This window comes from Limimaricola variabilis (assembly GCF_014195545.1).
GTDB classification, from domain to species: Bacteria; Pseudomonadota; Alphaproteobacteria; order Rhodobacterales; family Rhodobacteraceae; genus Limimaricola; species Limimaricola variabilis.
Genome location: NZ_JACIBX010000005.1, coordinates 161,244 through 187,762, shown reverse-complemented (window position 1 = coordinate 187,762; position 26,519 = coordinate 161,244). Strand labels below are relative to the sequence as shown.

Here is a 26,519-nt window from a genome sequence, read left to right as displayed (position 1 = left end):
GATGACGCGCATCAACGGTTGATGACTTCGAACTGCCGCGTCGCGACGATCTGTCCGTCGACCCGTAGCACCGCCGTGACATCCCGCCGCATGGGCTGGCTAAGCGGGACTCTGACATTGCTGTTGGCGCCCGCATGGAGACGCTGGGTGCCGATCAGGGTCTGGGTGCCGTCCGGTCCCTTGACGTAGAGTTCGACAGTGCCATCTCGCTCGATCAGAACCCGGCCGATATCAACAACCGATTGCTCTTCTTGGAAACGATGGAGCGAGGTGAAACCGTTATGGCCGATCATCGCCTGCGCTCCGGTGACCGTGGTGGCGAGAACCGCCGCCATGAGAAGCTTTGCATACATGGTATGGACCTTCCTGTGACTCACCGGGTCCGCGACCCGCAGGAACAGGCTGCGCCTCGTTCATTCACAGCGCGAGCGCTGTAACATCACGAAACCGTACCGCAGATTTGAAGAGCGTGACCACTTGCGCCGAGGCTCAGCGCGAGCAGAGGGGGGATTCGGCGCGGCAGAAAACAACCGAGTTTTCCGTGGCGCACCGGTTTCAACCTAGAGCGTATCACCCCTGCCTATATTAGCTCGCGATCTCGTGATCGTTTCGTGAGGATCACGAAGATCTGCCTTGGCGGATGTGAGGACCGGTGAGCATGCGTGAGCTATGTTGCTCACAGATTGTGCATCGATGGGGCAATTCGCCGTGCAAGGCGAGTCGCGGATCCGTGCTACACGCATGGACTTTACCCGTCAGGCGTGCTCAAGCGGTGCCATGACCGCGCGCCCGACCACCGCCAACTGGCTCTCCATCCTGCTTCTCGGCCTGATCTGGGGCGGCACCTTCGCCGTCGTGCGGGTCGCGCTGGATGGCTACGGGCCGATCACTGTAGCCTGTGCCCGTACCACGCTCGGCGCTCTGGCGATGCTGGGGCTGATGCAGGCCATGGGCCGGCGGGTGCCGCGACTGGATCGGCGTCTCGCGGGCTATCTCGCCGCGATCGGCGCGCTCTCGACGGCATTGCCCTTTTTGCTGCTGGCCTGGGGCCAGCAATACGTGCCTTCCGCCTTCGCGGGGATCTCGATGGCGGCACTTCCGCTCTTCGTCCTGCCATTGGCCGCCCTCTTCTCCGACGAGCCGTTCAGCGCACGCGCCGCCACCGGGGTCGGCGCCGGCTTTGCCGGCGCGCTGGTCCTGATCGGGCCGGGCGTGCTGGCGCCGGGCGCGGGCCTCGCGGCCTGGGGCCAGATGGCCTGTCTCGCCGCGGCGCTGTCCTATGCGGTGGCTTCGATCCTGACCCGGCGTTGCCCGCCGGTGGACGGGATCGTGCTGACCGCCCTCAGCCTCGCAGTAGGGGCGGTGATCCTGCTGCCGATGATGCTGTTGACCGAAGGCGTGCCGGGCTGGGACAGCCCTGCCACCGGCGCGGCGCTCATCTTCCTCGGTCTTTTGCCGACTGCGCTCGCGGCGCTGATCCGGGTGACGGTGATCCGTTCGGCCGGATCGGTCTTCATGACGCTGGTGAATTACCAAGTCCCGGTCTGGTCGATGGCGATCGGGGCGCTGGCGCTCGGCGAGGCGCTGCCCTGGCGCTTCTTCGCGGCGCTGGCGTTGATCCTCACGGGCCTCGGGATCAGCCAGGGCCGGAACCTGCAGGCGCTGTTCGCGCGCGCAGGCTCCAGGCCCGCCTGAGGTCAGGCGACCGACTGCACCTCGGCGACGATGCCCTCGACCACCTGGTTGAGCAGCGAGTCGTCCTCGCACTCCGCCATGACGCGGATCAGCGGCTCGGTGCCCGACTTGCGGATCAGCAACCGCCCCTTGCCTTCGAGCAGACCTTCGGCCTGGGCGATCGCGGCCTTGACCGCCGCCGCACCGAGCGGGTCCTGACCGGGCGCATAGCGCACGTTCTTGAGAAGCTGCGGCACCCGCTCGAACTGCCGCACCAGCGCGCTGGCGGGCCGCCCGGTCTCGATCATCGCCGCGAGGAACTGCAGGCCGGCGAGCAGGCCGTCGCCGGTGGTGGCATAGTCGGTCATGACGATATGGCCCGACTGCTCACCACCGAGGTTCCAGCCGCCGCGTCGCATCGCCTCAACCACGTAACGGTCGCCGACCTTGGTCCGCTCCAGCTTGAGGCCCTGCGCGGTCATGAAGCGCTCGAGTCCGAGATTGCTCATCACGGTGGCCACGAGCGTGCCGCCGCGCAGCCGGTTCTCGGCGGCCCAGCGGCCCGCCATAAGCGCCATCAGCTGGTCGCCATCGGCGATCTGGCCGGTCTCGTCGATGATCATCACCCGATCGGCGTCGCCATCGAGGCAGATCCCGAGATCGGCCCCCTCCTCCAGCACCCGCGCGGCGGCGTGGCGCGGTGCGGTCGAGCCGCAGTTCTGATTGATGTTGGTGCCGTCCGGCGTGACCCCGACCGGGATCACCGTGGCGCCCAGTTCCCACAGCACCTCGGGCGCGACCTTGTAGGCGGCGCCATTGGCGCAATCGATCACCACCTTCAGGCCGTCGAGCCGCTTGCCCTGCGGGAAGGTCGATTTCAGCCGTTCGGCATAGCGAAAGCGGCCATCGTCGATCCGCCGGGCGCGGCCGATATTGGCAGCCTTGGCCGGTTCGATCTGGCCGGCGACGATCGCCTCGATCTCGGCTTCGGCCTCGTCCGAGAGCTTGAAGCCGTCGGGTCCGAAGAATTTGATGCCGTTGTCATGATGCGGGTTGTGGCTGGCCGAGATCATGATGCCCATGTCGGCGCGCATCGAATGGGTGAGCAGGCCCACCGCCGGCGTCGGCACCGGGCCGAGCAGCAGGGCGTTCATCCCCGTGGAGGTCAAGCCGGCGGTCAGCGCGTTCTCGAACATGTAGCCCGAGAGCCGCGTGTCCTTGCCGATCACCACCCGGTGGCCGTTCGAGCCGTCATTGCGGAAATACCGCCCGGCGGCGGCGCCGATCCGGAGCGCGATCTCGGCCGTCATCGGCCAGGTATTTGCGGTGCCGCGCACCCCGTCGGTGCCGAACAGCTTGCGAGTCATCCCTCATTCCCCATCAAGGCGGCCTGCAGCGCCAGCGCCTGCCGCGTTTCCTTCACATCATGCACACGGATCACCTGCGCGCCCTGCCGCGCGGCCCACAGCGCAACCGCAATCGAGCCCGGCATCCGGTCCTTTGGCGCCTCGGCGCCGCCGATCGTGCCGATGAAGCGCTTACGCGAAACGCCCACCAGAAGCGGCAGCCCGAAACCGTGGAACGCCGTCAAACCGCGAAGCAGCGTCAGGTTGTGATCCAGATCCTTGCCGAAGCCAATACCGGGATCGACGATCAGCCGCGACCGGTAGATGCCCGCCGCCTCGGCAGCAGCGATGCGCCGCTCCAAGGCCTCATACACCTCGGCGAGCACATCGTCATAGCGCGGCGCCTGCTGCATTTCGGCGGGGCTGCCTTGGGCATGCATCAGGCACAGCGGCACCCCGGCCTCGGCGACCACCTCGGCCATGCCGGGGTCGTGGGTCAGCGCCGAGACGTCGTTGATCATGTCGGCGCCCTCGGCCAGCGCGGCCTTGGCGCAGGCGGCGTTGCGCGTATCGACGGATATCGGTGCCGCGACCCCGGCCGCCCGCAATGCTGCCACCACGGGGACGACACGGGCGATCTCCGCCTCCACCGGGACAGGCGTGGCGCCGGGACGCGTCGATTCGCCACCGATGTCGAGGATCTCGGCGCCTTCGGCCAGCAGCGCCTGCGCATGCGCCACGGCAGCGGCGCGATCGGCATGATCGCCACCATCCGAGAAGCTGTCCGGCGTAACGTTAAGAATACCCATCAGCCGCGGCTGATCGAGCGACAGCCCGGCGATGGGAGCGCGCGCCCGGCCCAGACGTTCGCGCAGATCCGGATCAAGGCTGTCAAACGGGACGACCCGCCCGGTCGCGTCGAGCGCCTCGGCGAAATGCAGCCCCTCCACCCCCGCGAGGGTGGTGGCGCGCGCCTCGCCCAGCGGCCAGAGCGGCAGCGGGACGACCGGTCTCACGTCCCGGTCTCCAGTCGTCGCAGCGGGCGGGTGGTCTCCGGGGCGTCGGCCCCGACCAGCACGATCTCGGAAGCGTCGAGTGCATCGGCCAGCCACAGGGCCAGATCGACGCCACGCGTGCCGTTGGGCCCCGACACCGCCGAAACGGCCATCCTCGCGGGCGCCCAGAGGGTCGGCGCCCCGCGGCGCTGGGCCCAGTCGATCTCGGTGCGATTGTCTCGGACTTCCACCTCGGGCAGCGCCGGCGCCAGCCGCCAGGCGGCCTGGTCATGGGCCAAAAGCTCGATCCGGTCGCGCGCAGCGGGATCCGCGACGTCGCCCGCCACCGATCCGGCCTCGACGCACAGGATGAGCGGGCCCGGCATGGCCAGCAGTTCCGCGCGCCAGCTTTCGGGCCACGCGGCGGCATCGACCGAGATCAGCGCCAGCACCGGGCGCGGCGCGGCCGAGGGGGCGAGGCTGCTCGGTCCCGCGCGCACAATCTCCACCCCCAACGCGCCGGGGCCGCGATCGAGCTTGCGGATCCGCACGAAGACGCGTTCGGCCTGCGGCTCCGCGAGGATGCGGTCGGCGATGCGCTCCGCGAGTGTCTCCAGCAGGTCGAGACGCTCGGTCGCGAGCGCGTCGGCCACCGCTTCGGTCAGCCGGTCATAGGAGAGGATGCGGTCGACATCGTCCCCGGCGGGCGGCGCGGGGGCCAGTTCGGCCACGATGTCGAAGGCAAGGCGCTGGGTCGCGCCACGTTCGGCCCGGAACGCACCGATCTCGACCTCGACCACATGATCCTCGAGCAGGATGCGATCGCGGGGGCTGTCGCCGTGGGGGGTGGCGGCGGCACGGGCCTGCGGATGGGCAAAGGCGTGGCGAGTCTCGTCGGTCATCGGGCCCCTCCGGGCTTGCGGGCATGGGGCATCTAACCGCCCTCCGCCCGCCCGGCAAGCGCCCGGCGCGTTACCGCGTCGATCAGTTCGACGCGGTGCGCGTCGCCTCGCGATAGAACAGATGGGCGCCGATCGCGGCGGTGCGCGGAATCCGCTTCGACCAGGAGGGGTTAACCGCGGTGGTGTGGTAATGCGTCGCCCCGGCGGTCAGCTCGCGCGGGCCGTCATCCATCATGATCGCCGCGATCCGGCCCAGCTTGGTCCAGGAGCGCCGATCGTTGACGGTGTCGGGAATACCGTCGCAGGTATAAGAGAACTGGCAGGCATATTTGCGACCGGTGCCTTGGTTGACCACGCCGCAGATGTCATCGGGGTAGTCGGGGCTGTCGACGCGATTGAGGATTACCTCGGCCACAGCGAACTGGCCCTTCACGCTCTCGCCGCGGGCCTCGAAGTACAGCGCCTCGGTCAGGCATTCCCACTGCGCGTTGCCCTTGGCCTGCGGCAGCGAGGCGAGAAGCACGTCGTAATCCTGGCTGCTGCCCGAAGCGATGCTCAGCCCGCGCTCCGCGGCGGCCGGCAGCGGCTCCACCTCGGTCGTCGCAACGGCGGGAACAATTTCCACGTCGTCGCGTTGTTGGCCCAGAAGCAGAGAGAGCCGGGTATCCGCCGCCGGGGCGGAGATCTTCGAGATTCGCGCCGCTGCGGGGGCTTCCCCGCTGGCGGTGGCTGGTGCTGCGGCCGCAACCGCCGCAAGACAAGCCATCGCGCCGAACATCGGCAGGCGCAGAAAGTTCAATCGCTTCATTGCAGTATCCCCGGTTCCTCGCGGTCGGCCCCGCGCTGGCAGTGGGGAGGTATGGGATCGCTTCCGAAGTGTCTACCTTCGGGTCAGGCAATCGGTATGGAACCGGCGATTCTATGCCACAGTTGCAAGCAGAAAATCGCCATTTCCCGAAAATCGATATACGTTGGTGGTATTCCTGCCATGCCCAAAGGTCATGTATTGGGCTTGGCCTCCCGGTCGCGCAGCGCAAGCTGCGCCGCGCCGAGCCGCGCGACAGGCACGCGGAACGGCGAACAGGACACGTAATCAAAGCCCTGCTTGCGACAGAACTCGATCGCCGAGCGTGATCCCCCATGCTCGCCGCAGATCGACAGCGTCACATCAGGCCGTCCGGCCCGCCCGCGCTCCGCGCCGATCTTCAGCAACTCGCCCACGCCTTCGAGGTCGAGGCTGTGGAACGGGTCCTCTTCATAGACACCGTTCTTGACGTAGATCGACATGAAACGACCCGCGTCATCGCGCGACAGCCCGTAAGTCATCTGGGTGAGGTCATTGGTGCCGAAGGACAGGAACGCCGCATGCTGGGCGATGTCGGCGGCACGCAGCGCGGCGCGCGGCGTCTCGACCATCACGCCGAGGCGATAGTCGAACTCCACCCCTGAATGGGTGCGGACCTGCGCCGCGATCGCGTCGATGCGGGCCTTGACCAGTTCGACCTCGCGCATCGCCGAAACCAGCGGGATCATCACTTCAGGCACCACCGGATCGCCGTCGCGGCTGGCCTGCACCGTCGCCTCGAAAATGGCGCGCGCCTGCATTTCATAGATCTCGGGCACGGTGATCCCGAGACGCACGCCCCGCATGCCCAGCATCGGGTTGTATTCTGTCAGGGCCGTGACCCGCGCCTCGACATCCGACAGCGACACGGCGAGGCCGTCGGCTAGGTCCCGCATGCCGGCGCGATCCGACGGCAGGAACTCGTGCAGCGGCGGGTCGAACAGCCGGATACAGACCGGCTGGCCCTGCATGATCTCGAACAGCCTCGCGAAATCGGCCCGCTGCATCGGCAGCAGACGCTCCAGCACGGCGCGACGCGCGCCTTCGTCCTTGGCGAAGATCATCTCGCGCATCATGCCGATGCGCCCCTCCTCGAAGAACATGTGCTCGGTCCGGCACAGCCCGATGCCCTGGGCCTGGAAGTTACGCGCGGTCTGCGCGTCGGCAGGGGTGTCGGCATTGGCGCGCACGCCGATGTCGCGGAAATCGTCGGCCCAATCGAGAAGCGTCCGGAAGGCGCCGTCGAGCACCGCCTCGAACATCGCGGGCTCACCGGCCAGCACCTCTCCAGAGGTACCGTCAAGGGTGATGATCTCGCCCTCCGACAGCCGACGTCCGCCAGGCGCCACGATCTGCCGCTTCTTGCGGTCGATGGTTAGGTCGGAGGCCCCCACCACGCAGGGCAGGCCGAGACCGCGGCCGATCACCGCTGCGTGGCTGGTGATGCCGCCGCGGATCGTCAGCACGCCTTCGGCCGCATGCATGCCACGGATGTCCTCTGGCGTGGTCTCGCGCCGCACTAGGATACAGGGCTCGCCGCGCGCCGCCGAAGCCTGCGCCGCGTTGGCCGAGAACACGATCCGGCCCGTGGCGGCGCCGGGCGAGGCGGCGATGCCCGATACCACGAGATCACGCGGTGCCGAAGGATCGACATGGCGGTGCAGCAGCTCGGACAGCGCCTGCGGCTCGACCCGGAGCACCGCCTCTTCGCGCGGGATCATCCCATCCTCGGCCAGCGCCACGGCGATGCGCACCGAGGCCCGGGAGGAGCGTTGCACCCGCACCGCGTCGAGCACGTGCAGCTTGCCCTCCTGCAGGGTGAACTCGATCTGCATTTCCTCGCGCAGGCGTTCGCGGCACAGATCTCCCATCCGCAGGAGCCGCGCGAAGGCGTCGGGGCAGAGTTCCTCGAAGGAGGGGCCGCGATCGTCGCGGGTAAGATAGATCGCCCCTGCCCCGGCCTTGAGCGCGTCGCGCCCCTGGCTCTGGCTGAGATAGCGGCCGGTCACCTGCGGCTTTCCGGTCTGGCTGTCGACGAACTGGATCACTCCAGAGCCGCATTCGCCCTGGCCGACGCCGAGCGCCATCTGCTGGACCACGAGCCCCAGCCCTGCATCGGCGGGCGCGCCTTTTGCCTGGCGCAACAGCCGCGCGGTCGTCCCCTCCCAGGCGCGGGCCATGGAGCGGAGCACCTCGCAAAGCTGCACGCCCGGGTCCTGCGGAAAGGGCTCGTCAGCCTCGGCCTCATAGGCCGAGAGCAGGCTGCGCAGGGTCTCCGGTCCCGGCGGGCCGGAAAGGTCGAAACTGTCCGGATCGAGCCGCGCCACATGCACTGCCCAGGACTGGATGAAGCGCATATAGAGCGAGGTCGCCGCCTCTTCGCCGATCTCCTCGCACAGCCGGGCATGGCTGTGATCGGTCATGCCGATGTTGAGGATCGCGCCGGGTCCACCCCAATCGGGATCCTGGCTCGACGGGCGCACCGACAGGAGAGGAGACTCGCCGAAATGGCGCATGATCTCGTCCATGTCGGGCATGCGGCCATTCGCGATGCCGTGCACGCAGGAGAAAGACAGCGCCACGGTGGTCGGCACCGGCAGCCCCATCCGCACCAGCCGCTGCAGGCATTTCGCTCGGCCGCCATGACGCGCCGCCGACATGTCGGCCTCGTCGGTGATCAGCAGGATCTTTGGGTCGCGCGGAAATTGCTGCACTGCGGCACTCCTTTGGACCGCAAGATAGGCCGTGCCGGGCGATCCGCCAAGCACGGCCTTCGTATCGATCTCAGCCTTCGATCTTCGACAGGTCGGCGACGGCGCCGCAGATGCCGCGAATCCGCGACAGCAGGTTGAGCCGGTTGCGCCGCAGCACCTGGTTCTCGCTGTTGACCTGCACCGCCTCGAAGAAGGCATCGATCGGGGCCCGCAGCCCCGCCATCGCCGCCATCGCCGCGCCGAAATCTTCGGCGGCCATCGCCGCGTCGATCTTCGGCTGCGCCGCGCCGAGCGCGGCGAAGAGCGCCTTCTCCTCGGGATCCTCGGCGAATTTCGCGTCGGCACCGTAGGAATACTCCACCCCGTCGCGCGCCTCGGCCTGCGTCAGGATGTTGTTGGCGCGCTTGAAGCCCTGCACGAGGTTCTCGCCATCCTCGGTCTTGAGAAAGGCTGCCAGCGCCTCGGCCCGCGCGACCAGCAGCGCGAGGTCATCATTGCCGGGCATGGCAATACAGGCGTCAATGACGTCATGCGGAATGCCCTCGGCGCGCAGATGGACCTTGAGCCGGTCATGGAAAAAGGAGAGCAGGTCGTCCGCATCGGCACGCGCATCCGCCTTGCCGATCAATTCGCGCAGCTGCAGCCGCAACCCGTTCGACAGGATGAGACGGATCACGCCCAGCGCAGCGCGGCGCAGCGCGAACGGGTCCTTGGAGCCGGTGGGCTTCTCGTCGATCGCCCAGAACCCCGCCAGCGTGTCGAGCTTGTCGGCGAGCGCCAAGGCGACCGAGATCGGCGCGGACGGCACCGCGTCCGAGGGGCCAAGCGGCTGGTAATGTTCCTGCACGGCGGCGGCAATTTCCGGGCTGAGACCCTGAGCGTCCGCGTAGTAGCGACCCATCAGGCCTTGAAGCTCGGGGAATTCGCCCACCATCTCGGAGCGCAGGTCGGCCTTGGCGACCTTGGCCGCGCGTTCGGCATCATCGGCATCGGCCGAGACCTGCGGCGCGATCGCGCGCGCCAGCGCCGCGACGCGGGCGATGCGGTCGGACTGGCTGCCGAGCTTGTTGTGGAAGGTGACGTTGGACAGCCCCGCCGCCATGCCTTCGAGCCCCTGCTCGCGGACTACGCGCAGGTCGTTCTCCCAGAAGAACTTGGCATCCGAGAGCCGCGCGGCGAGCACCTTGCCATTGCCGGCGAGAATCGTTGCGCCGTGATCGCGGGTCTCGATGTTGGCGACGGTGACGAAGCGGGTGATCTTGCCGCATTTCGGATCACGCACCGAGAAGAACTTCTGGTGCTCCTTCATCGAGGTCTGCAGCACCTCTGGCGGCAGGTCGAGGAAATCCTCGCCGATCTCGCCCATCAGCACCACGGGCCATTCCACGAGCCCGGCCACCTCGTCGAGCAGGCCGCGATCCTCGACCAGTTCGAGGCCTTGCGCAAAGGCCTGCGACGAGGCTTCGGACCAGATCGTTTCGGCCCGCTCCTCGGCGCGCAGCACCACGTTGGCGCGCTTGAGCTTCGCCTCGTAATCCTCGAAGCCCGTGACGGTGAAGGCGTCAGGCCCCATGAAGCGGTGACCGCGCGTCTGCGCGCCCGCCTCAATGCCGCCGACGCCCATCGGCACGACGCGGGCGCCCTGCTCGTCCGACAGGATGCACAGGATCGAGTGCAACGGCCGCACCCAGCGCAGGTCGCCCGCGCCCCAGCGCATGGATTTGGGCCAGGGGAAATCGCGGATCGCGCCCTCGAGCACCTCGGCGACGATCGCCTCGGCGGGCCGCCCCTTGTGGGTGATCCGCGCGAAATAGGCCTGGCCCTTCTTCTCGTCGCGAATCTCGAGCTGCTCGCGGGTCAGCCCGGTCGAGCGCAGGAAGCCTTCGAGCGCCTTTTCGGGCGCATCGGTGCGCGGGCCCTTGCGCTCCTCGACGGTGTCGCGGCTGGCCTCGGAGAGCCCCTCCACCGACAGCGCGAGGCGGCGCGGCGTATGGAAGGCCCCGGCGGAAGCATAGGTGAGACCGGCTTCGACCAGCCCGTCGGTCACCATGCGCTTGAGGTCCTCCGCGGCACGCGCCTGCATGCGGGCGGGGATTTCCTCGGAAAACAGTTCGATCAGCAGGTCGGGCATCAATTGGTCCCTTCGGGTGGGGTCGGACAGCCCGGCGGTACCGGATCGCCGTCGAAGACGATCTCGCCGCAGGCGTTGATCTGGTTCCAGGCGAGGCCGCGCCCGTCGGGCATCACGGCCAGCACGCGGTCGATGCCGTAGGGCTCGTTGAGCTTCCAGACATAGGCCTTGGCCTGCCCGCTCTCGAGCGCCTCGCCCACCTCGCGCGCGTCGAAGCAGTCGAACCAGCCGGGCGCGACCAGCGGCTCGGCGCGTTCATGCTCCACGGCGTGTTCGAAAGGCGTGACATCCTGGACGGTCATGCAGGCGCGAAAGCGGATCGGCGAGCTGTCGGCATCGATGGCCCGCAGTTCGCTCACCGCGACCGGGATCGGCGCCGCCCGGTCGTCGAGCACCACGACCTCGCCGACCTGCGCCGGGGTCAGTTCCTCGTAATAGGCATAGACCTGCAGGTACCACATCAGCACGCCAGACAGCAGCGCGAAGGCCAGCAGCGCCGAGATGACGATGCGGGTGATCACGCCTCGGCCCCGCCGGCGCGGGTGGTGACGAAGGCGTCGGCGCAGGCCTTGGCCAGCGCGCGCACGCGGCCGATATAGGCCTGCCGCTCGGTCACCGAGATTACGCCGCGCGCATCGAGCAGGTTGAAAAGATGCGACGCCTTGATCGCCTGGTCATAGGCGGGGTGCGCCATGACGATACGCTTGCCGCTGCGCGGGTCCTCGGCCGGGGCCGCGAGGATCTTCGCGCATTCGGCTTCGGCATCCTCGAAATGCCGCAGCAGCATCTCGGTGGTCGCGGTGTCGAAGTTGTGGCGCGAATATTCCTCTTCGGTCTGGCGGAACACGTCGCCGTATTTCAGCGCGATCGGCGCGTCAGGGTCGTTGAACGGCATATCCATGACGTGATCGACGCCGAGCACGTACATCGCCAGGCGCTCCAGACCATAGGTCAGCTCGCCCGAGACGGGGCGGCAGTCATGCCCGCCGACCTGCTGGAAATAGGTGAACTGCGACACTTCCATGCCGTCGCACCAGACCTCCCAGCCCAGCCCCCAGGCCCCCAGCGTCGGGCTTTCCCAGTCATCCTCGACGAAACGGATGTCGTGCAGCGAGGTGTCGATGCCGATCGCGTCGAGCGAGCCGAGATAGAGCGCCTGCAGGTCCGGCGGCGAGGGTTTGATGATGACCTGGTACTGGTAGTAGTGCTGCAACCGGTTCGGGTTCTCGCCGTAGCGGCCGTCCGTGGGGCGACGCGAGGGCTGCACATAGGCCGCAGCCCAGGGGTTGGAGCCCAGCGCCCGCAGCGTCGTCGCCGGGTGGAAGGTGCCGGCGCCGACCTCCATGTCGTAGGGCTGCAGCACGGCACAGCCCTTGGAGGCCCAGTAGGACTGCAGCCGCAGGATGATCTCCTGGAAGGAACGGGGAGCGTCGGTCATGGGGCCTCTCGCGGGTTGGCGGATCGCGGGCCTGCTTACGGCGCGCCGCCGTGACGGTCAATCATGGCGCGGCGGCGCAACAGGCCGGGCCGAGGCGGCCGGTTCGGCGTGGCCCCCGGCGGTGGGGATGCTATGCTCTCCCGCCACATCCAGAACCACGGGACGCGCGATTCACATGAAACGACTGCTTGCAGCCCTGCTCGCCTCCGGCTTCTTCAGCGGCGCCGGCTGGGCCCAGGACGGCGGCGTCTGGCTGCAGGTCGAGGCGCGCCCGACCCTGAACCAGGCGCAGGCCCGCGCCCGCGCCTATGCCGGGCGCTTCGACGCTGTGTCGGGCTACGCGCTCGGCTCGGGCTGGTACGGCATCGCGCTCGGCCCCTATGACCCGAGCGAGGCGCGGCGCCTGCTCGAGGAGCTCAAGTCGAGCGGCGCCATTCCCGGCGACGCCTTTATCGCCGATGGCGGGCAGTACCGCAGCCGGTTCTGGCCGGTGGGCGCGCGCGGCGATGCGCCGGGTGCAGGAACAGCCACCTCCCCCGCCCCGCAACAGGCGGCGCAGCCAGCGCCGGAAATTGCCGAGGAGACGTCAGAGCCTCCGCGCGAGACGCTGGCCCAGGCCCGCGCCGCCGAGGCCGCGCTCGATCAGGCGGCGCGCGAGCGGCTTCAGACGGCACTGCGCTGGGCCGGTGTCTACGACGCGGCGATCGACGGCGCCTTCGGGGCCGGCACCCGTTCGGCCATGGCCGATTGGCAGCAGCGGAACGGCTTCGAGGCGACCGGCGTGCTGACCAGCTCGCAGCGGGCGGCCCTCCTCGGCGCCTATGACGCGGTGCTCGAAGGGCTCGGCCTTGAGGCGGTGCGCGACGAGGAGGCCGGGATCGAGATGGTGATGCCGACCGCCCTGGTCGGACGCGGCGACGTCGAGCCGCCCTTCGTGCATTACGACGCCAAGGGCGACGTCGCGGCGCGGGTCTTGCTGATCTCGCAGCCGGGGGACTCGCGGCGGCTGGCTGGGCTCTATGAGATCATTCAGACGCTCGAGATCGTGCCGACCGATGGGCTGCGCGGCCTCGAATCCCGCAGCTTCGTCATCGAGGGCACCGATGACAGCCGTGTCGCCCATGTCGAGGCAACGCTGATCGACGACGCAATCAAGGGCTTCGCCCTGATCTGGCCGGCTGGCGACGAGGGCCGGCGCGGCCGGGTGCTGGCCGAGATGGCGTCGAGCTTCCGCGCCCTGCCCGGCGCGCTGGAGCCCGCCGTCCTGCCCGCCGATGACGCCCCCTCCGTCGATCTGGTCGCCGGGCTCCGCGTTCGCAGGCCGTTGCGCGAGGCAGCAGGCATTTTCGTGGATGCACAGGGCCACGTTGCGACGGCGGCCGCCACCGTCGAGGGTTGTGGCGAGCTGTCGATCGACGGGCAGTCGGGCGCTACCGTTCTGGTTGAGGACGAGGCCACCGGGCTCGCGCTGCTGGCCCCGGCCGGGAAACTCGCGCCGCGCGACGTCGCCAGCTTCCGCACCGGCGCGCCGCGGATCGGCGACAAGGTGGCGGTTGCGGGCTTCCCCTATGGCGGTGCGCTGCCGCGTGCGGCGGCCACCTTCGGACGGCTGGCGGACACGCGCGGCCCCGGCGGCGAGGCGGATCTGCGACGGCTCGACATGCGCGTCCAGCCCGGCGATGCCGGTGGTCCTGTGCTCGACATGGGCGGCGCGGTGCTGGGGCTGACGCTGCCCGGCGACCGGCAGGCCGACCGGGTATTGCCCGAAGGCGTGGCGCTGGCGCTCGACGCCGAGACGCTGGTCGCAGCGCTCGAAGCACAGGGCATCACGGCGCAGCGCAGCGAGGTGCGCGACGACCAGACGGTGCAGACGGTGGCCCGTCGCGCCGGCGAAATCACCGCGCTGGTCAGCTGCTGGGACTGAGCCTCAGATCAACTCGGGGGTAAGCCGGATCAGCGTTGGCCCGTCCGCGGCCAGCGCCCGCTCCAGCGCGGGGCCGATCGCGTCGAGGCTGTCGGGCGTTTCGGCACGCGCGCCCCATGCGCGGGCCAGCGCCGCGAAGTCGGGGTTGCGGGCCCGGGTGGCGAAGGGCGCGATCTGCGCCGCGCGCATGCTGTCCTCGATCTCGCCCAGCGCCGCGTTGTCCCAGACCAGCAGCGGCAGCGGCAGGCCCAGCTCGACCGCCGTGCCCAGTTCGGAGATCGTGTATTGCAGCCCGTGATCGCCGGCGAGCGCCACCACCGGTGCGTCCGGACGCCCGATCTTCGCACCGATCGCGGCGGGCAGCGCATAGCCCAGCGTGCCGAAGCCAGAAGGGTGGTGCCACAGCCCCGGTTCGACGGCGGGCCATGTCTCGACCGCCGCATAGGCGATCTGCGTCATGTCCGAAAAGACCATCGCGTCAGAGGGCAGCCCCGCGCGCAGCGCGTCGATCACCGCCAGCAGGCCGGGCCGTTCGGCGTCGATCTGCGCAAACCAGCGACGGCGGGCGGCGTCGATCCGCTCCGGCGACCAGTCGCCATGCGGCGCGCCAGCCCCCAGCACCGCCGTCATCGCCCCCAGCCCCGCTGCGGCGTCGCCGGTCAGCCGCAACTCAGAGCGGCGGTCGGCTGCGAGGATCGCGGGATCGATGTCGAGCCGGATCACCCGCGCCGCCGGGTCGAAACCGCATTCGGCGCGCCACAGATCGGTCTCGGACAGGGTACAGCCGGCGACCAGCACCGCATCTGCACGGGCGATCTCACGCGCGCTGTCCGGGCGGCCGAGGAAGCAGCCGTAATGCAGCGGATCGCCCGGTGCGATCACCCCGCGCCCGGCGATGGTGGTGAAGCTGGCCGCGCCGAGCCGCTTGGCCAGCGCCCGCGCCTGCGGCGCGGCATGGCGCGCGCCGCCGCCCAGGATCAACAGCGGACGACGTGCCTCGCCCAGGATGCGCGCCGCGCGGGAAACCAGCCCGGCATCGGGCGGCCCGGGCGGTTGCGGCCGGGATGGCGGCGGCGGTGGCGGCGCCATCGCCTTGAGCAGCGGCACCGGCAGCTGCAGGTGCACCGGACGCGGCCGCCGCGCGGCGAAACCCGCGAAGGCCCGATCGAGCAGACCATAGGCATGCTCGGCGTCGCGCGCCTCCTCGGACCAGGCGGTGACGGCGGCCGCCGCGCCCCGCTGGTCGCGCATCTCGTGCAGCCGGTGATCCGGCGGGCCGCCATTGGGCAGGCATGAGGACAGCGCCAGTATCGCGACGCTGTCGGACCAGCTTTGGCCCAGCGGCGTCATCAGGTTGCACAGCCCCGGCCCGGTGATCACACAGGCGATGCCGGGCCGACCGGTGGCGCGCGCATAGCCATCGGCCATGAAGCCCGCGCCCTGCTCGTGCCGCGCCAGCACATGGCGCAGCCCCGCCTCCTCGATACCGCGATAGAGTTCCTGGTTGTGAACGCCGGGGATCCCGAACAGCACCTCGGCGCCGCGCGCCGCCAGCGCCTGCGCGATCCGCGCGCCCAACGGCCGCCGGTCTTCCCCCGCGCTCGGCGGCGCCCCTGCCCCAGCCCTGCTCATGGACGCCAGAACTCGCGGGTGACGACGACCAGCACAACCAGAAGTTCGAGCCGTCCCACGAACATCGCCAGCGTAAGCGTCCACTTGGCAGGATCCGGCAGCGGCTGGAAATTGCCCGCGGGGCCGATGATCGGGCCGAGACCCGGGCCCACATTGGCGATCGCCGTCGCCGCGCCGGAAACGCTGGTGATGAAGTCGAGACCGGCGAGCGACAGCAGCACCGAGGTGATGCCGATCGACACCACGAAGACCACAAAGAAACTCATTACCGAGGACAGCACGTCCGGCGGCACCGGCCGCCCGTCATAGCGCGGGGTGAAGACGCCATGCGGCTGGTGGATCTTGCGGATCTGCGCGGCGATCGAGGCGAAGAGGATCTGGTAGCGGAAGATCTTGACCGAGCAGGCCGTCGATCCGGCGCAGCCGCCGATCAGCCCGATGAAGAAGAACATCGCCACCGGGAACGGGCCCCAGGTCATGTAGTCGGCGCTGGCATAGCCGGTGCCGGACATGATCGAGACCACGTTGAACAGCGACTCGCGGAACGCGATCTCGGTGAAGCCGTGGCTGTAATTGGCCAGCGACAGCGCGATCAGCAGTACGCAGACCATGATGGTTAGAAAGAAGTCCCGCACCTGACTGTCGCGCAACAGCGGCCGGGGCTGGCCTGCGGCGAACTGCACGTAACGGACATAGGGCAGCGCCGATAGGAACATGAACAGGGTGCCGACATAGTGCGGTCCCGCCCCATACGCCCCGAAGGAGGCATCGGTATTCGCGAACCCGCCGGTGGACAGCGTGGTCATCGCGTGCACCATCGCATCGAATGGCTCCATCCCGGTGGCGATGTAGGCCAGCGCGCAGGCGAGGGTCATCCCGACATAGATCACCGCGATGCCGGCGGCGATCTCGGCGGCGCGGGGCAGGATCTTGCCCATCGTCTCGAACGCCTCCGAGCGGAACACCTGCATGCCGCCGACCTTGAGCTCAGGCAGGAACACCATCGCGACGACGATGATGCCGATGCCGCCCAGCCACTGCAGGATGCCGCGCCACAGCAGCAGGCCACGCGGCAGCTCCTCGAGCCCGGTCAGCACCGTCGCCCCGGTTGTGGTGATGCCCGACATCGCCTCGAAGAAGGCGTCGGTGAAGCTCGAGTCGGTGGCGCCGAGCACGAAAGGCAGCGCGCCGAAGGCCGGCAGCGCGATCCAGACAGAGGAAGTCAGCAGGAAGGTCTGTCGCAGAGACAGCTTGGGCTTCACGCCGTTATGGCACGACAGCGCCATCAGCATCCCGGTCAGCAGCGTCAGCACGGCGCTCTCGAGGAAGACCGGCCAATGCCCGTTGCCAGCCGCGAGATCCGCCAGCATCGGGCCCAGCATGGTCAGCCCAAGCACCGAGAGCAGCAGGCCGTTGACGTATCCGACGGGACGCAGGTCGATCATGCGGGAGCGTTGGCCCAGCCCCCCGCCCCTGTCAAGCGAGCGGCGCAGCCCGGTACCACGTCGTGGTTTCCGCGCCGCGCCGCCGCTTCAGCCGGCGTGCAGCAGGCTGGCGAAGAGCTGCGGGTCGAGGCTCTCGGAGGCGAAGGTCGGTCCCTCGGTCAGCATGCTCACCGCGTCATGGCTGTGCAGGCTTTCCTGATGGCTGGCCATCACCCGGAAATCGCCGATCCGCGGATCCGCCATCAGCTGCTCGGCAAAGAGCCGGGCCGCGTCCTCGACGAAGATCGGGTTGGCGGCGTTGAGCTCGGCAAAGGCCTGCTCGTCCTCGCGCTTGACCATCACCTGCGTTTCGGTGGGCACCGCCGCGCGGGCCATCTCGACCAGATCCTCGAACCACAGCACCGGACCGGGGTTGGTCACCACCGAAAGCCGCGCCACCGAACGCTGCGAATGCGGCGTGGCGAGCTGGCCGCGATACTGCCGGGCATGCTCGCTGAGTTCCAGCGAGCAGGGGCAGGTCGAGGAATAGACATAGTCGAGATGCAGGATCTTCTTGGCCACACCGGCCTGCTCCACCAGCTCCAGCGTCAGGTCGTAATACTGGTAGCCCGCCAGCCCCGAACGCAGCGATGGGCGCAGCATCGGAAAGCGCACCCGCATCTGGATACGGGCGTCGAAGCTCTTGAGATCGGCGATGTAGTCGGCCAGCGCCGCCTCGATCACCTCGAATGAGAAGGTCTTGTCGGCATGGCGGTAGAAGGACCGCATGATGCGCGACATGTTGATGCCCTTCTTCTCGGCCTCGAGGCTGACCGTTCCGGTCACGCTGGCCTCGAGCGCGAGATCGCCGCCGTCACGGGTGTGGAACTTGATCGGCAGGCGGAAATTCGAGATCCCGACATGCTGGATCGGCCGCGCCGCCCCGCGGATCAGCGAGGAAGGCCCGTTCTGAAGGTCCGGCAGCAGCGCGCGGTAGTCGTCATCGACGACGAAATCCTCGGGATAGGCACGGCCCAGCGCGGGATAGTTCGACAGCTCCTGCCCTGGCAGAAGGCGCCCGACCAGCGGGTCGAGCGTGGCCACTTCCTCGGGGCTGGCCGTGGCGGCCCATTCGCGCAGGAGGCGCAGCGCCGCCGCCGCATCGGCGCGGTCGGGCGCGTCAGATTGGACGGCCGCCGCCGGGCGATGCAGGTCACGTGTGGCTTTGGTCACGATGGGGTCCTCCGGCGGCGCTGTTACTTAAGTATAGTTTTCTATACCTATAGTGAGGGGAGACTTAGCCTTTTCGTCAAGCCATTTTCGCCCAGTTTCAGACAAAATTCACATTTCACCAATAGCTTGCCGCAGATCCTCGATCAGATCCTCGGCATCCTCGAGCCCGACCGAAAGCCGGATCAGCCCCGGCGTGATACCGAGCGCCGCCTTTTGGGCCTCTGGCAGCCTCTGATGCGTGGTCGAGGCGGGATGCGTCGCGATCGATTTCGCGTCGCCGAGGTTATTGGAGATGATGACGATGTCGAGCGCGTTCAAGAGCCGGAAGGCCGCTTCGCGGCTTCCCGCGTCGAACACCACGACGGTGCCGCCAGCCCCCATCTGCCGCATTGCCAGATCATGCTGGGGATGCGCGGGCAGGCCCGGATAGGCGACATGCGCCAGCTTGTCTTCGCGCGACAGCGCCTCGGCGATGCGTTGCGCGCTTTCCGCCTGCGCCTTCACCCGCAGCTCGATCGTCTCCAGCCCCTTGAGCATCAGCCATGCGCTGAAGGGCGAGAGCGAGCCGCCGGTATGCTTCATGTAGGGCTCGACCACGCCGCGAATATGCTCCTCGGTGCCCAGGATCACGCCGCCCAGCGCCCGGCCCTGCCCGTCGATATGCTTGGTCGCGGAATAGACGACGACATCGGCCCCTTGGGCGATCGCATCCGAATAGACCGGCGTGGCAAAAACGTTGTCGCAGACCACCTTGGCGCCGACCGCGTGGGCCAGCTCGGACACGGCGGCGATGTCGACCACCTCGAGCGCGGGGTTCGACACGCTTTCGAAGAAAACGGCCTTGGTGTCGGCGCGGATCGCCGCCTTCCATTCTTCGAGGTTCTTGCCGTCGACGAAGCTCACCTCGACACCGTAGCGCGGCAGGATCTCCTCAAGGATATAGAGGCAGGAGCCGAACAGCGCCCGGCTCGACACCACGTGGTCGCCCGCCCGGAGCATCGAGGTCAGCGCGCCGTTGACGGCGGCCATGCCGGAGGCGCAGGCGAAGGCGGCCTCGGCGCCCTCCAGCGAGGCGAGCCGGTCCTCGAACATCTTGACGGTCGGGTTGCCGTAGCGGGCGTAGATGAACTCGTCGCCCTCGATCTTGACGAAGCGCTGCTCGGCGGCTTCAGCGGTCTCGTAGACGAAGCCCTGCGTCATATAGATCGCCTCGCTCACCTCGCCATACTGGCTGCGGCGGGAGCCGGCGTGGACGGCGCGGGTGCGCTTGCGATACTCGGTCATGTCGGGGCCTCCGGGCCTAATTGTCTTGGCCGGCGGTGACCGGCGCCGCAGTTCCCTGCCGCGATAGCCCCCGGCCCGGTTTCGGTCAAGCGCGGGCCACGCTTGCATCGGGCGCGGTGCGCGGTCAGGCTCCGCCCGTCGCCACAGGAGGACCGCAGACATGACCGCCCCGATTGACCTGCATTACTGGCCCACCCCGAATGGCTGGAAGGTGTCGATCGCGCTCGAGGAGATGGGCCTGCCCTACCGGGTGCGGCTGGTGAATATCGGCGCGGGCGAGCAAAAGCGCCCGGAGTTTCTCGCGATCTCGCCCAACGGGCGGATGCCGGCGATCACCGATCCGGAGGGGCCCGACGGCGCGCCGATCTCGATCTTCGAAAGCGGCGCGATCCTGCAATACCTGGCCCACAAGACCGGCCGCTTCTGCGGCGCGACCGAGCGCGACCGCATCGACGTCGATCAGTGGCTGATGTGGCAGATGGGAGGCTTGGGCCCGATGGCCGGCCAGGCGCATCACTTCCTGCATTACGCTCCGGGCATGACGCCGCCGCAGGACATTCCCTATGCAAAGGACCGATATCGGGATGAGGTCGCGCGCCTTTACGGCGTGCTCGATCGCCAGCTGGCCACGCATGAATACGTCGCGGGCGGCGATTACAGCATCGCCGACATGGCGATCTTTCCGTGGGCGCGGCTGTGGCAGCGCCAGGAGCAGCAGATCGAGGCGTTTCCGAACATGCGCCGCTGGCTGGAGACGCTCGAGGCGCGCCCGGCCGTGGCGCGCGGCGTGGCGCTGCATCTCGAGTTGCGCCAGGGCACGGCGAACCGTGACCAACAGGCGCATCTCTTCGGGCGTCGCTGAGGGCCTCAGCCCTCGGCCTTGCCCTCGGGCTCGATCATGTAGCGCTGCAGGCTCGCGATCTGCAGCCAGAGGAACAGGAACAGCGCCGCGGGGAAGGCGAAGGTCTCGATCTTGACCCAAAGCTCTTCGGATTGGGTGCGCCAGACGATCTCGTTGGCGACGGCCAGAAGCGCGAACATCGCGGCGAGCCGGCGGGTGAGCAGCATCCAGCCCTCGTGGCGCATCGGCAGTGCCTCGCCCATCACCCATTCGAGCCAGCTCTTCTTCAGCACCAGCCCGGTCACGAGGATTGCCGCGAACAGGCCGTAGACGATGGTGGTCTTCATCATGAAGAACCGCTCGTCGTTGAACCAGGCGGTCAGCCCGCCGAAGAAGATCACCATGAAGGCGGTGAACACCTGCATCCGGCTCAATGCCCCGGTCAGCGCCCAGAGCGCCCCCATCGCGGCGAGCAGGATCGGGATGAAGATCAGCGTGGCGAGGATGAAGCCCGAATACTCGGTCCCCGCAATCACGAAGCTGCCGTCCTTGAGCCTGAGATAGACAAGGAAGAAGGCCAGCGTCGGGCCCAGCTCGAGCGCCTGCTTGAGCCAAGGATTGATGTCGCGTTTCGCCATGCCTGCGGTCCCCTCGTCCGGCTGCCCGGCGCATCAGAGCCGGTCGGGGCCAGACATAGGTGTTCGGAGGCCGCGAAGCCAGTCTCGCCGATGCAGGAACAGTCGAGCCGCCCTCGCCGTTGTCACGAAAACGTCAGGGAGACCCGAAACCCATGCTCGAAGCCCTGCAGGCCGATCTCTCCACCGGGTTCCGCGCCACCGGCCCATGGGTCGCGGCGATGCGGCTGATGGCGGCCATCGTTCTGGCCGGGCTGATCGGGGTGGAGCGCGAATGGCGAGGCAAGCCCGCGGGCCTGCGCACCCATATCCTCGTCGGGCTGGCAGCCTCGCTCTTCGTGATGCTGGGGCAGGAGGTCACGCAGCTCGATTTCGGCGGCACTGACGACAAGCGGATCGACCCGCTGCGCCTGATCGAGGCGGTGACCTCGGGGGTGGCCTTCCTCGCCGCCGGGATCATCTTCACGGCGCGCGGCGAGGTGCGCAACATCACCACCGGCGCGTCGCTATGGCTCGCCGGGGCCGTGGGCCTCGGATGCGGCGCGGGTCAGATCCCTCTCGCGGCGATGGCGAGCCTGATGGTGGTGGTGGTGCTGATGCTGCTGCGCGAAGTCGAGCGGATGCTCGGCTGGCACGATTAGGCGAGCTCGCCTTCCGCCCCGGTCAGCGCGCGCGCGAAATCCTCGGGATCGAACGGCGCGAGATCGTCGATCTGCTCGCCCACGCCGATCGCATGGATCGGCAGGCCGAAACGGTCCGCCAGCGCCACCAGCACGCCGCCACGGGCCGTGCCGTCGAGCTTGGTCATCACGAGACCCGAGACATCGGCAATATTGCGGAAGATCTCGACCTGGCTCAACGCGTTCTGGCCCGTTGTGGCGTCGAGCACGAGAAGCGTGTTGTGCGGCGCATCGGGGTCCTTTTTGCGGATGACACGGACGATCTTCGACAGTTCCTCCATTAGGTCCTGCCGGTTCTGCAGCCGTCCAGCGGTGTCGATCAGCAAGAGGTCCGCACCCTCCGCCTGCGCCTTGGTCATAGCATCGAAAGCGAGGCTCGCCGGATCGGTGCCCTGCGGCGCGGTCATCACCGGCACGCCGGCGCGGTCGCCCCAGATCTGCAGCTGCTCGACGGCGGCGGCGCGGAAGGTGTCACCCGCGGCGATCACCACCGACTTGCCGGCCTCGCGGAACTGGCTCGCGAGCTTGCCGATGGTCGTGGTCTTTCCCGAACCGTTGACGCCCACCACCAGCACCACCTGCGGCGTCTTGGCATAAATCGGCATCGGCTTGGCCACCGGCTCCATGATCCGGGCGATCTCGGCGGCGAGCAGGTCCTTGATCTCGGGCACCGACAGCTTCCGGCCCATCCGCCCCTCGGCGATGTTGGCGGTGACGCGCAGCGCCGTCTCCACCCCCATGTCGGACTGGATCAACAGCTCCTCGAGCCGCTCGAGCATCGCGTCGTCAAGCTCGCGGCGCGGTGCCGCCGTCTCACCCCGGCCGAACAGGCGACCGATCAGGCCGGGCTTCTGCGGTGCCGGCTCTGGCACGGGTTCGGGCGCGGGCTGCTCGCGCACCGGCGGCGCGGGCGGCGTCACCGGCGCGGCGGGCATGCCCGGAGTGACCGGCGGCGCGACCGGCGGTTCGGCATCGGGCGTTGCTGGACGGGGTCCGGCCGGGGCGCTGGGCTCTGGCCGGGCCTCGGGCGCTGGCTCGGAAACCGGTTCGGGGGACGGCTCGGCTGCCGTCTCGGCGGGCCCTGTGGCCTCCGCCCCCTCCTCGACGATCTCCTCGAGCCCACGATCGAGCTTGGAGGAGGAGGTGAAGAGCCGATCCTTGAGTTTTCCGAAAAAGGACATGCGCCGTCCGGTCCTGCTGTCGCGTCTGGTCCCTTTCACCTAACCCTTGCAGGGGGTCTTGGAAAGGGAGGGCGGGCCGCGCGAGGATGGCGCCAGTGCCCTGCCCCGGGAATCGCCCATGTCGCCTGCCTCGCTCGCCTTTGCCACGGCCACGCTGTCGCCCCTGCTGCTGACCGGTGCGGCGACCATCTGGGGTGGTGCCTGGGCCTTGGCCGCGGTGCTGGCGATGACGCTGCTCACCGCCCTGCTTGACGAGATCGGGGCACGGCTCGCGCCGCCCCGGTTGGGGGTCGAGTTTCCCGCCTCCGGCCTCCTGTCAGGCATCATCGGCCTCGCCCATTTCGCGCTGCTCGCGGCGACGGTGGCGGCCCTCTCGCATGGCTGGCTCGGCCCGGCGGAAAAGGCAGGCCTCTTCGCCGCCGCCGGTCTCTGGCTCGGGCAGGTGAGCAACGCCAATGCCCATGAACTGATCCATCGCAGCGGGCGCGGCGCGCGCCGGCTCGGCGTCGCCGTCTACGCCTCGCTGTTGTTCGGCCATCACGCCTCGGCCCATCCGCTGGTCCATCACGTTCGGGTGGCGACCCGCGAGGACCCCGCCACCGCCAGGCGCGGTGAGGGGTTCTGGCGCTACGCGCTGAGGGCCTGGCGCGGCGGTTTTCGCGAGGGTTTCATGGCCGAGCGCGTGCGGCGGAAGGGACAAGGCCTCCATCCCTACGCCGCCTATGCAGGTGGCACCGCGCTGGCGCTGGCAGTATCGGCGTTGATCGGGGGTGGGCGCGGGATCGCCGCGCATCTGGCCCTGGCGAGCTTCGCGCAGGTCCAGCTTCTGCTGTCCGATTACGTGCAGCATTACGGGCTGGAGCGCGTCCGGCGCCCCGACGGTAGACTCGAACCGGTGGGCGCGCGCCATAGCTGGAACAGTCCGCATCCGGTTTCGTCCTGGATGATGCTGAACGCGCCGCGCCACTCGGACCACCACGCGCGGCCGATGCGGCCCTACCCGGCGCTCGAACTGCCCGAGGCGGCGCCCATGCTGCCGCGGTCGCTGCCGGTAATGGCCTGCCTGGCACTCTGGCCACGGATGTGGCGACGCGTCATGGACCCGCGCGTGGCGGAATGGCGCGCAGGGCGCATGGAAGGGCTGGCGGGACAGGCTGCGGAATGAAAGGCTGGGACATGGTTTTGCTCCGCCTCGCCCTCACGCTGCTGATCGCCCTGCCCGCCGCCGCGCAGGAGCGCGTGCCGCTCGACGCCGAGGCATTCGCGGAGCGGGTGACCGGCCGCACGCTCACCTACCGCAGCGGCGGCGCCCCCTATGGCATGGAGCATTACGGTCCAGACCGGCAGGTGACTTGGTCGTTCCTCGACGGGCGTTGTCTCGACGGCGAATGGTATCCCAATGCCGGGGCGATCTGCTTTGCCTACGAGGATGGCACCGGCCCGGAATGCTGGCGCTTCTACGACGAGGCAGGGCGGATCGTGGCCGAGTTCCTCAACGATCCCGCGCAGCCGCAGATCTACGAGACCGGCGACAGCGAGACGCCGCTTTCCTGCCAGCCCGAGGTCGGCGTCTAGAGCAACGTCCCCTGTTCGGGTGGGGTGGTCACCGTGGCGCGGCGCGGCTTGGCAGAGGCCGGGCCGACCTGCATCCGCCCGTCTCTGAACTCGATCTCCAGCGAGGTCGCGGCCTGCGCCGAAGCGCGGTCGGTCACGACATGGCCGTCGCCGCGCACCACCGCATATCCACGCGCCAGCGTCGCCTCGTAGCCCAGCGTGCCGCGCAGCCGCTCCAGCGCGGCGAGCCGCTCGCGCAGCCGGCCCACCCGGTCGAGCACCAGCTCCGGGCGCAGCCGCGCCGCCAACCGGTCGAAATCGCGCCGCTCCCGCTTCAATGCTGCGTCGAGTGCGCCCGGATTGAGCCGCAGCCCGGTCAGCCGCAGCCGTTTCTGCGCGAGGCCCGATTGATGCGCGCCGGGCAGCCGCGCTGCCACAGCGGCCAGACGGTCGCGGCTCCGCTCCAAGGGCCGCATGACGAGACCGGGGCGCAGCGGGTGCTCGGAGAGTTCGATCCGCTTGGCCGAGATCGCGCCGCGAAGCGCGCCCGGCAACCGGGTTTCGACCGCGTCGAACCGCTGCTGATACGGCGCGAGCAGCGCATCCATGCGCGGCAGCCCGCGGGCAAGATCGCGCAGCCGTTCCGCGCGCCGGTCGAGCCCCGCACGCGAGCACTGGCCCAGCCGCGCGCCGAACTGGGCGACCGTGGCCTGAAGCTCGGAACGCACCGGAACCGCCATCTCGGCGGCGGCGGTGGGGGTCGGCGCGCGCCGGTCGCTCGCATGGTCGATCAGCGTGGTATCGGTTTCGTGCCCCACCGCCGAGATCAGAGGGATCGCGCTTTCGGCGGCGGCGCGGACCACGATCTCCTCGTTGAAGCCCCACAGATCCTCGATCGAACCGCCGCCACGCGCGACGATCAGCAGGTCGGGGCGCGGCAGCGCGCCGCCCGGGGTCATCGCGTTGAAGCCGCGGATGGCGGCGGCCACCTCGGCCGCCGAGGATTTGCCCTGCACCGCCACCGGCCAGACCAGCACCTTGCGCGGAAAGCGGTCGCGCAGCCGGTGCAGGATATCGCGGATCACCGCGCCGGTGGGCGAGGTCACGACACCGATGATCTCCGGCAGGTAGGGAATGGGCTGCTTGCGCCCCGCGTCGAAGAGCCCCTCGGCGGCGAGCGCCTGCCGCCGCTTTTCCAGCATCGCCATCAACGCGCCGGCCCCCGCCGGCACCACGTCCTCAACATTGAGCTGATATCGTGACTGCGGTCCGAAGGTCGTCATCCGGCCGGTGGCGATGACCTCCATGCCCTCCTCGGGGCGGTGGGTGAGCTTGGCGACCTGGCCCTTCCAGCTCACGCTGGCGAGCACCGAACGGTCATCCTTGAGGTCGAAATACATGTGGCCGGTGCGTGCCACGGTGACGCGACCGACCTCACCGCGCACGCGGACATGGCCGAACTCGCCCTCGATGGTCTTCTTCACCGCCCCCGAGATCTCGGAGACGGTGAACTCATGCGCGTTGCCGCCCCGCTCGGGCGCGTCGTCTTCGAAGAGGTCCATGCCCCCTAACTGCACCACGCCGCGCGACGGGGCAACGGGGTCAGAGGCCGGTGTCGTTCTCCTCGCCCTCACCATAGAGCCAGGCGGAATACTCCTTGCGGGCCAGGCCGGTCATGAAGCGCTGCGCCCCGGCGACGCTGCTCAGATCGGGCTGGATGCGGCCGCGCGAATTCTGCGGCAGGAACTGCGCGGCCTCGATCGCGCCGCGGCGCGTGCCCGGCCCCCAGGCGGCGTCGAGCGCCCCCTCGTAGAAGCCACCCCAGCTCAGCTCCTCCTGCAGGTCGCGGCGGATCTGGGCGGGCAGCTGCATGAAGATCGCACCGAGCGGGTCGTCCTGCGCCAGCGCGCCCTTGGCACCGAAGCCCAGGGCGAACGGAATTGCGGCGAGAAAATGACGTCGTTGCATAATGTTAACTCCAATTAAACCTCGGGTTGCATGACATGTGAGATCTCACCCGGCCAGTGGGTTCGGGGCAATCGGGCCAAGGAGACGCCGCCGGCCATGGCAGATGGGCCACATCATTG

The 26,519-nt window shown here is 68.9% G+C and carries 23 protein-coding genes; 6 read left to right on the top strand and 17 right to left on the bottom strand.

Going from position 1 to position 26,519, the window contains the following annotated elements; translation table 11 throughout:
* Positions 1–11: 11 nt before the first annotated feature.
* Positions 12–353 (bottom strand): hypothetical protein, encoded by a 342-nt coding sequence (locus FHS00_RS08900; protein ID WP_183471969.1) that lies wholly within the window; start codon positions 351–353, stop codon positions 12–14.
* A 424-nt stretch (positions 354–777) separates the two neighbouring features.
* Between FHS00_RS08900 and FHS00_RS08895 the strand changes: the two genes are divergently transcribed.
* Complete coding sequence (locus FHS00_RS08895) at positions 778–1,695, top strand: DMT family transporter (RefSeq protein WP_183471967.1); 918 nt, start codon at positions 778–780, stop codon at positions 1,693–1,695.
* A gap of 2 nt (positions 1,696–1,697) precedes the next feature.
* Here FHS00_RS08895 and glmM read toward each other — a convergent pair whose 3' ends face one another.
* From glmM to FHS00_RS08855, 8 genes are all read right to left on the bottom strand, one after another.
* Entirely contained in the window at positions 1,698–3,041 is a 1,344-nt protein-coding gene (gene glmM, locus FHS00_RS08890) for a phosphoglucosamine mutase (RefSeq protein WP_183471965.1), read from the bottom strand.
* Entirely contained in the window at positions 3,038–4,036 is a 999-nt protein-coding gene (gene folP, locus FHS00_RS08885) for a dihydropteroate synthase (protein WP_343064597.1), read from the bottom strand. The genes glmM and folP overlap by 4 nt, the downstream gene beginning before the upstream one ends.
* Entirely contained in the window at positions 4,033–4,917 is an 885-nt protein-coding gene (locus FHS00_RS08880; protein WP_183471963.1) for a dihydroneopterin aldolase, read from the bottom strand. Before FHS00_RS08880 ends, folP begins: the two co-directional genes overlap by 4 nt.
* Positions 4,918–4,999: 82 nt before the next feature.
* A complete protein-coding gene (locus FHS00_RS08875) occupies positions 5,000–5,725 on the bottom strand; it encodes a cell wall hydrolase (protein ID WP_183471961.1) in 726 nt (241 codons plus the stop codon).
* 191 nt (positions 5,726–5,916) lie between these two features.
* Entirely contained in the window at positions 5,917–8,421 is a 2,505-nt protein-coding gene (locus FHS00_RS08870) for a putative PEP-binding protein (protein WP_221188776.1), read from the bottom strand.
* Positions 8,422–8,545: 124 nt separating this feature from the next.
* On the bottom strand, positions 8,546–10,606 hold the full coding sequence (gene glyS / locus FHS00_RS08865) for a glycine--tRNA ligase subunit beta (RefSeq protein ID WP_183471957.1): 2,061 nt from the start codon (positions 10,604–10,606) through the stop codon (positions 8,546–8,548).
* Positions 10,606–11,127 carry a DUF6446 family protein gene (locus FHS00_RS08860; RefSeq protein WP_183471955.1) on the bottom strand — a complete coding sequence of 174 codons (522 nt, stop codon included), beginning with the start codon at positions 11,125–11,127 and terminating at the stop codon, positions 10,606–10,608. The genes glyS and FHS00_RS08860 overlap by 1 nt, the downstream gene beginning before the upstream one ends.
* Positions 11,124–12,044 carry a glycine--tRNA ligase subunit alpha gene (locus FHS00_RS08855; protein WP_183471953.1) on the bottom strand — a complete coding sequence of 307 codons (921 nt, stop codon included), beginning with the start codon at positions 12,042–12,044 and terminating at the stop codon, positions 11,124–11,126. Before FHS00_RS08855 ends, FHS00_RS08860 begins: the two co-directional genes overlap by 4 nt.
* 175 nt (positions 12,045–12,219) lie before the next feature.
* Between FHS00_RS08855 and FHS00_RS08850 the strand changes: the two genes are divergently transcribed.
* Complete coding sequence (locus tag FHS00_RS08850; protein ID WP_183471951.1) at positions 12,220–13,968, top strand: serine protease; 1,749 nt, start codon at positions 12,220–12,222, stop codon at positions 13,966–13,968.
* 3 nt (positions 13,969–13,971) lie between these two features.
* Here the strand turns inward: FHS00_RS08850 and FHS00_RS08845 are convergent, their stop codons facing one another.
* The 4 genes from FHS00_RS08845 to metZ all read right to left on the bottom strand — a co-directional run bounded on the left by FHS00_RS08845 (position 13,972) and on the right by metZ (position 19,541).
* Positions 13,972–15,546 (bottom strand): thiamine pyrophosphate-dependent enzyme, encoded by a 1,575-nt coding sequence (locus FHS00_RS08845; protein WP_343064596.1) that lies wholly within the window; start codon positions 15,544–15,546, stop codon positions 13,972–13,974.
* A 50-nt stretch (positions 15,547–15,596) separates the two neighbouring features.
* Positions 15,597–17,045, bottom strand: coding sequence for a TrkH family potassium uptake protein (locus tag FHS00_RS08840; protein ID WP_183471947.1), 1,449 nt, complete (start codon positions 17,043–17,045; stop codon positions 15,597–15,599).
* A gap of 87 nt (positions 17,046–17,132) precedes the next feature.
* Entirely contained in the window at positions 17,133–18,257 is a 1,125-nt protein-coding gene (gene folE2 / locus FHS00_RS08835) for a GTP cyclohydrolase FolE2 (RefSeq protein WP_183471944.1), read from the bottom strand.
* Between the two features lie 108 nt (positions 18,258–18,365).
* Positions 18,366–19,541, bottom strand: a complete 1,176-nt coding sequence (metZ, locus tag FHS00_RS08830) for an O-succinylhomoserine sulfhydrylase (RefSeq protein WP_183471942.1) — start codon at positions 19,539–19,541, stop codon at positions 18,366–18,368.
* Between the two features lie 160 nt (positions 19,542–19,701).
* On the opposite strand from metZ, the gene FHS00_RS08825 reads away from it, so the two are divergent.
* Positions 19,702–20,403 carry a glutathione S-transferase N-terminal domain-containing protein gene (locus FHS00_RS08825; RefSeq protein ID WP_183471940.1) on the top strand — a complete coding sequence of 234 codons (702 nt, stop codon included), beginning with the start codon at positions 19,702–19,704 and terminating at the stop codon, positions 20,401–20,403.
* Positions 20,404–20,408: 5 nt separating this feature from the next.
* On the opposite strand, the gene FHS00_RS08820 is transcribed toward FHS00_RS08825, so the two are convergent.
* The gene (locus tag FHS00_RS08820) at positions 20,409–21,020 is read right to left on the bottom strand and encodes an inner membrane-spanning protein YciB (RefSeq protein ID WP_183471938.1); all 612 of its coding nucleotides are present in this window, start codon (positions 21,018–21,020) and stop codon (positions 20,409–20,411) included.
* A gap of 152 nt (positions 21,021–21,172) precedes the next feature.
* Here FHS00_RS08820 and FHS00_RS08815 point away from each other — a divergent pair, with 152 nt between their 5' ends.
* Positions 21,173–21,658, top strand: a complete 486-nt coding sequence (locus tag FHS00_RS08815) for an MgtC/SapB family protein (RefSeq protein WP_183471936.1) — start codon at positions 21,173–21,175, stop codon at positions 21,656–21,658.
* Here the strand turns inward: FHS00_RS08815 and ftsY are convergent.
* A complete protein-coding gene (gene ftsY / locus FHS00_RS08810; RefSeq protein ID WP_183471934.1) occupies positions 21,655–22,878 on the bottom strand; it encodes a signal recognition particle-docking protein FtsY in 1,224 nt (407 codons plus the stop codon). The genes FHS00_RS08815 and ftsY overlap by 4 nt on opposite strands.
* Before the next feature lie 118 nt (positions 22,879–22,996).
* Here ftsY and FHS00_RS08805 point away from each other — a divergent pair, with 118 nt between their 5' ends.
* Both FHS00_RS08805 and FHS00_RS08800 read left to right on the top strand, forming a co-directional pair.
* Complete coding sequence (locus tag FHS00_RS08805) at positions 22,997–24,043, top strand: alkane 1-monooxygenase (RefSeq protein ID WP_183471932.1); 1,047 nt, start codon at positions 22,997–22,999, stop codon at positions 24,041–24,043.
* Positions 24,044–24,054: 11 nt separating this feature from the next.
* Positions 24,055–24,453, top strand: a complete 399-nt coding sequence (locus FHS00_RS08800; protein ID WP_183471930.1) for a hypothetical protein — start codon at positions 24,055–24,057, stop codon at positions 24,451–24,453.
* Here the strand turns inward: FHS00_RS08800 and xseA are convergent.
* Positions 24,450–25,994: an exodeoxyribonuclease VII large subunit gene (gene xseA / locus FHS00_RS08795; protein ID WP_183471928.1), complete on the bottom strand. Its 1,545-nt coding sequence runs from the start codon at positions 25,992–25,994 to the stop codon at positions 24,450–24,452. The genes FHS00_RS08800 and xseA overlap by 4 nt on opposite strands.
* A gap of 40 nt (positions 25,995–26,034) precedes the next feature.
* A complete protein-coding gene (locus FHS00_RS08790; RefSeq protein ID WP_183471926.1) occupies positions 26,035–26,400 on the bottom strand; it encodes a hypothetical protein in 366 nt (121 codons plus the stop codon).
* Between the last annotated feature and the right edge of the window lie 119 nt (positions 26,401–26,519).

Excerpts from the sequence above, each read along its gene's own strand:
- FHS00_RS08900 (WP_183471969.1), bottom strand. The coding sequence starts at position 353 with ATGTATGCAAAGCTTCTCATGGCGGCGGTTCTCGCCACCACGGTCACC.
- FHS00_RS08895 (WP_183471967.1), top strand. The coding sequence starts at position 778 with ATGACCGCGCGCCCGACCACCGCCAACTGGCTCTCCATCCTGCTTCTC.
- glmM (WP_183471965.1), bottom strand. The coding sequence starts at position 3,041 with ATGACTCGCAAGCTGTTCGGCACCGACGGGGTGCGCGGCACCGCAAAT.
- FHS00_RS08880 (WP_183471963.1), bottom strand. The coding sequence starts at position 4,917 with ATGACCGACGAGACTCGCCACGCCTTTGCCCATCCGCAGGCCCGTGCC.
- FHS00_RS08875 (WP_183471961.1), bottom strand. The coding sequence starts at position 5,725 with ATGAAGCGATTGAACTTTCTGCGCCTGCCGATGTTCGGCGCGATGGCT.
- FHS00_RS08870 (WP_221188776.1), bottom strand. The coding sequence starts at position 8,421 with ATGTCGGCGGCGCGTCATGGCGGCCGAGCGAAATGCCTGCAGCGGCTG.
- glyS (WP_183471957.1), bottom strand. The coding sequence starts at position 10,606 with ATGCCCGACCTGCTGATCGAACTGTTTTCCGAGGAAATCCCCGCCCGC.
- FHS00_RS08855 (WP_183471953.1), bottom strand. The coding sequence starts at position 12,044 with ATGACCGACGCTCCCCGTTCCTTCCAGGAGATCATCCTGCGGCTGCAG.
- FHS00_RS08850 (WP_183471951.1), top strand. The coding sequence starts at position 12,220 with ATGAAACGACTGCTTGCAGCCCTGCTCGCCTCCGGCTTCTTCAGCGGC.
- FHS00_RS08840 (WP_183471947.1), bottom strand. The coding sequence starts at position 17,045 with ATGATCGACCTGCGTCCCGTCGGATACGTCAACGGCCTGCTGCTCTCG.
- metZ (WP_183471942.1), bottom strand. The coding sequence starts at position 19,541 with ATGACCGAGTATCGCAAGCGCACCCGCGCCGTCCACGCCGGCTCCCGC.
- FHS00_RS08825 (WP_183471940.1), top strand. The coding sequence starts at position 19,702 with ATGACCGCCCCGATTGACCTGCATTACTGGCCCACCCCGAATGGCTGG.
- FHS00_RS08820 (WP_183471938.1), bottom strand. The coding sequence starts at position 21,020 with ATGGCGAAACGCGACATCAATCCTTGGCTCAAGCAGGCGCTCGAGCTG.
- FHS00_RS08815 (WP_183471936.1), top strand. The coding sequence starts at position 21,173 with ATGCTCGAAGCCCTGCAGGCCGATCTCTCCACCGGGTTCCGCGCCACC.
- ftsY (WP_183471934.1), bottom strand. The coding sequence starts at position 22,878 with ATGTCCTTTTTCGGAAAACTCAAGGATCGGCTCTTCACCTCCTCCTCC.
- FHS00_RS08805 (WP_183471932.1), top strand. The coding sequence starts at position 22,997 with ATGTCGCCTGCCTCGCTCGCCTTTGCCACGGCCACGCTGTCGCCCCTG.
- FHS00_RS08800 (WP_183471930.1), top strand. The coding sequence starts at position 24,055 with ATGGTTTTGCTCCGCCTCGCCCTCACGCTGCTGATCGCCCTGCCCGCC.
- xseA (WP_183471928.1), bottom strand. The coding sequence starts at position 25,994 with ATGGACCTCTTCGAAGACGACGCGCCCGAGCGGGGCGGCAACGCGCAT.
- FHS00_RS08790 (WP_183471926.1), bottom strand. The coding sequence starts at position 26,400 with ATGCAACGACGTCATTTTCTCGCCGCAATTCCGTTCGCCCTGGGCTTC.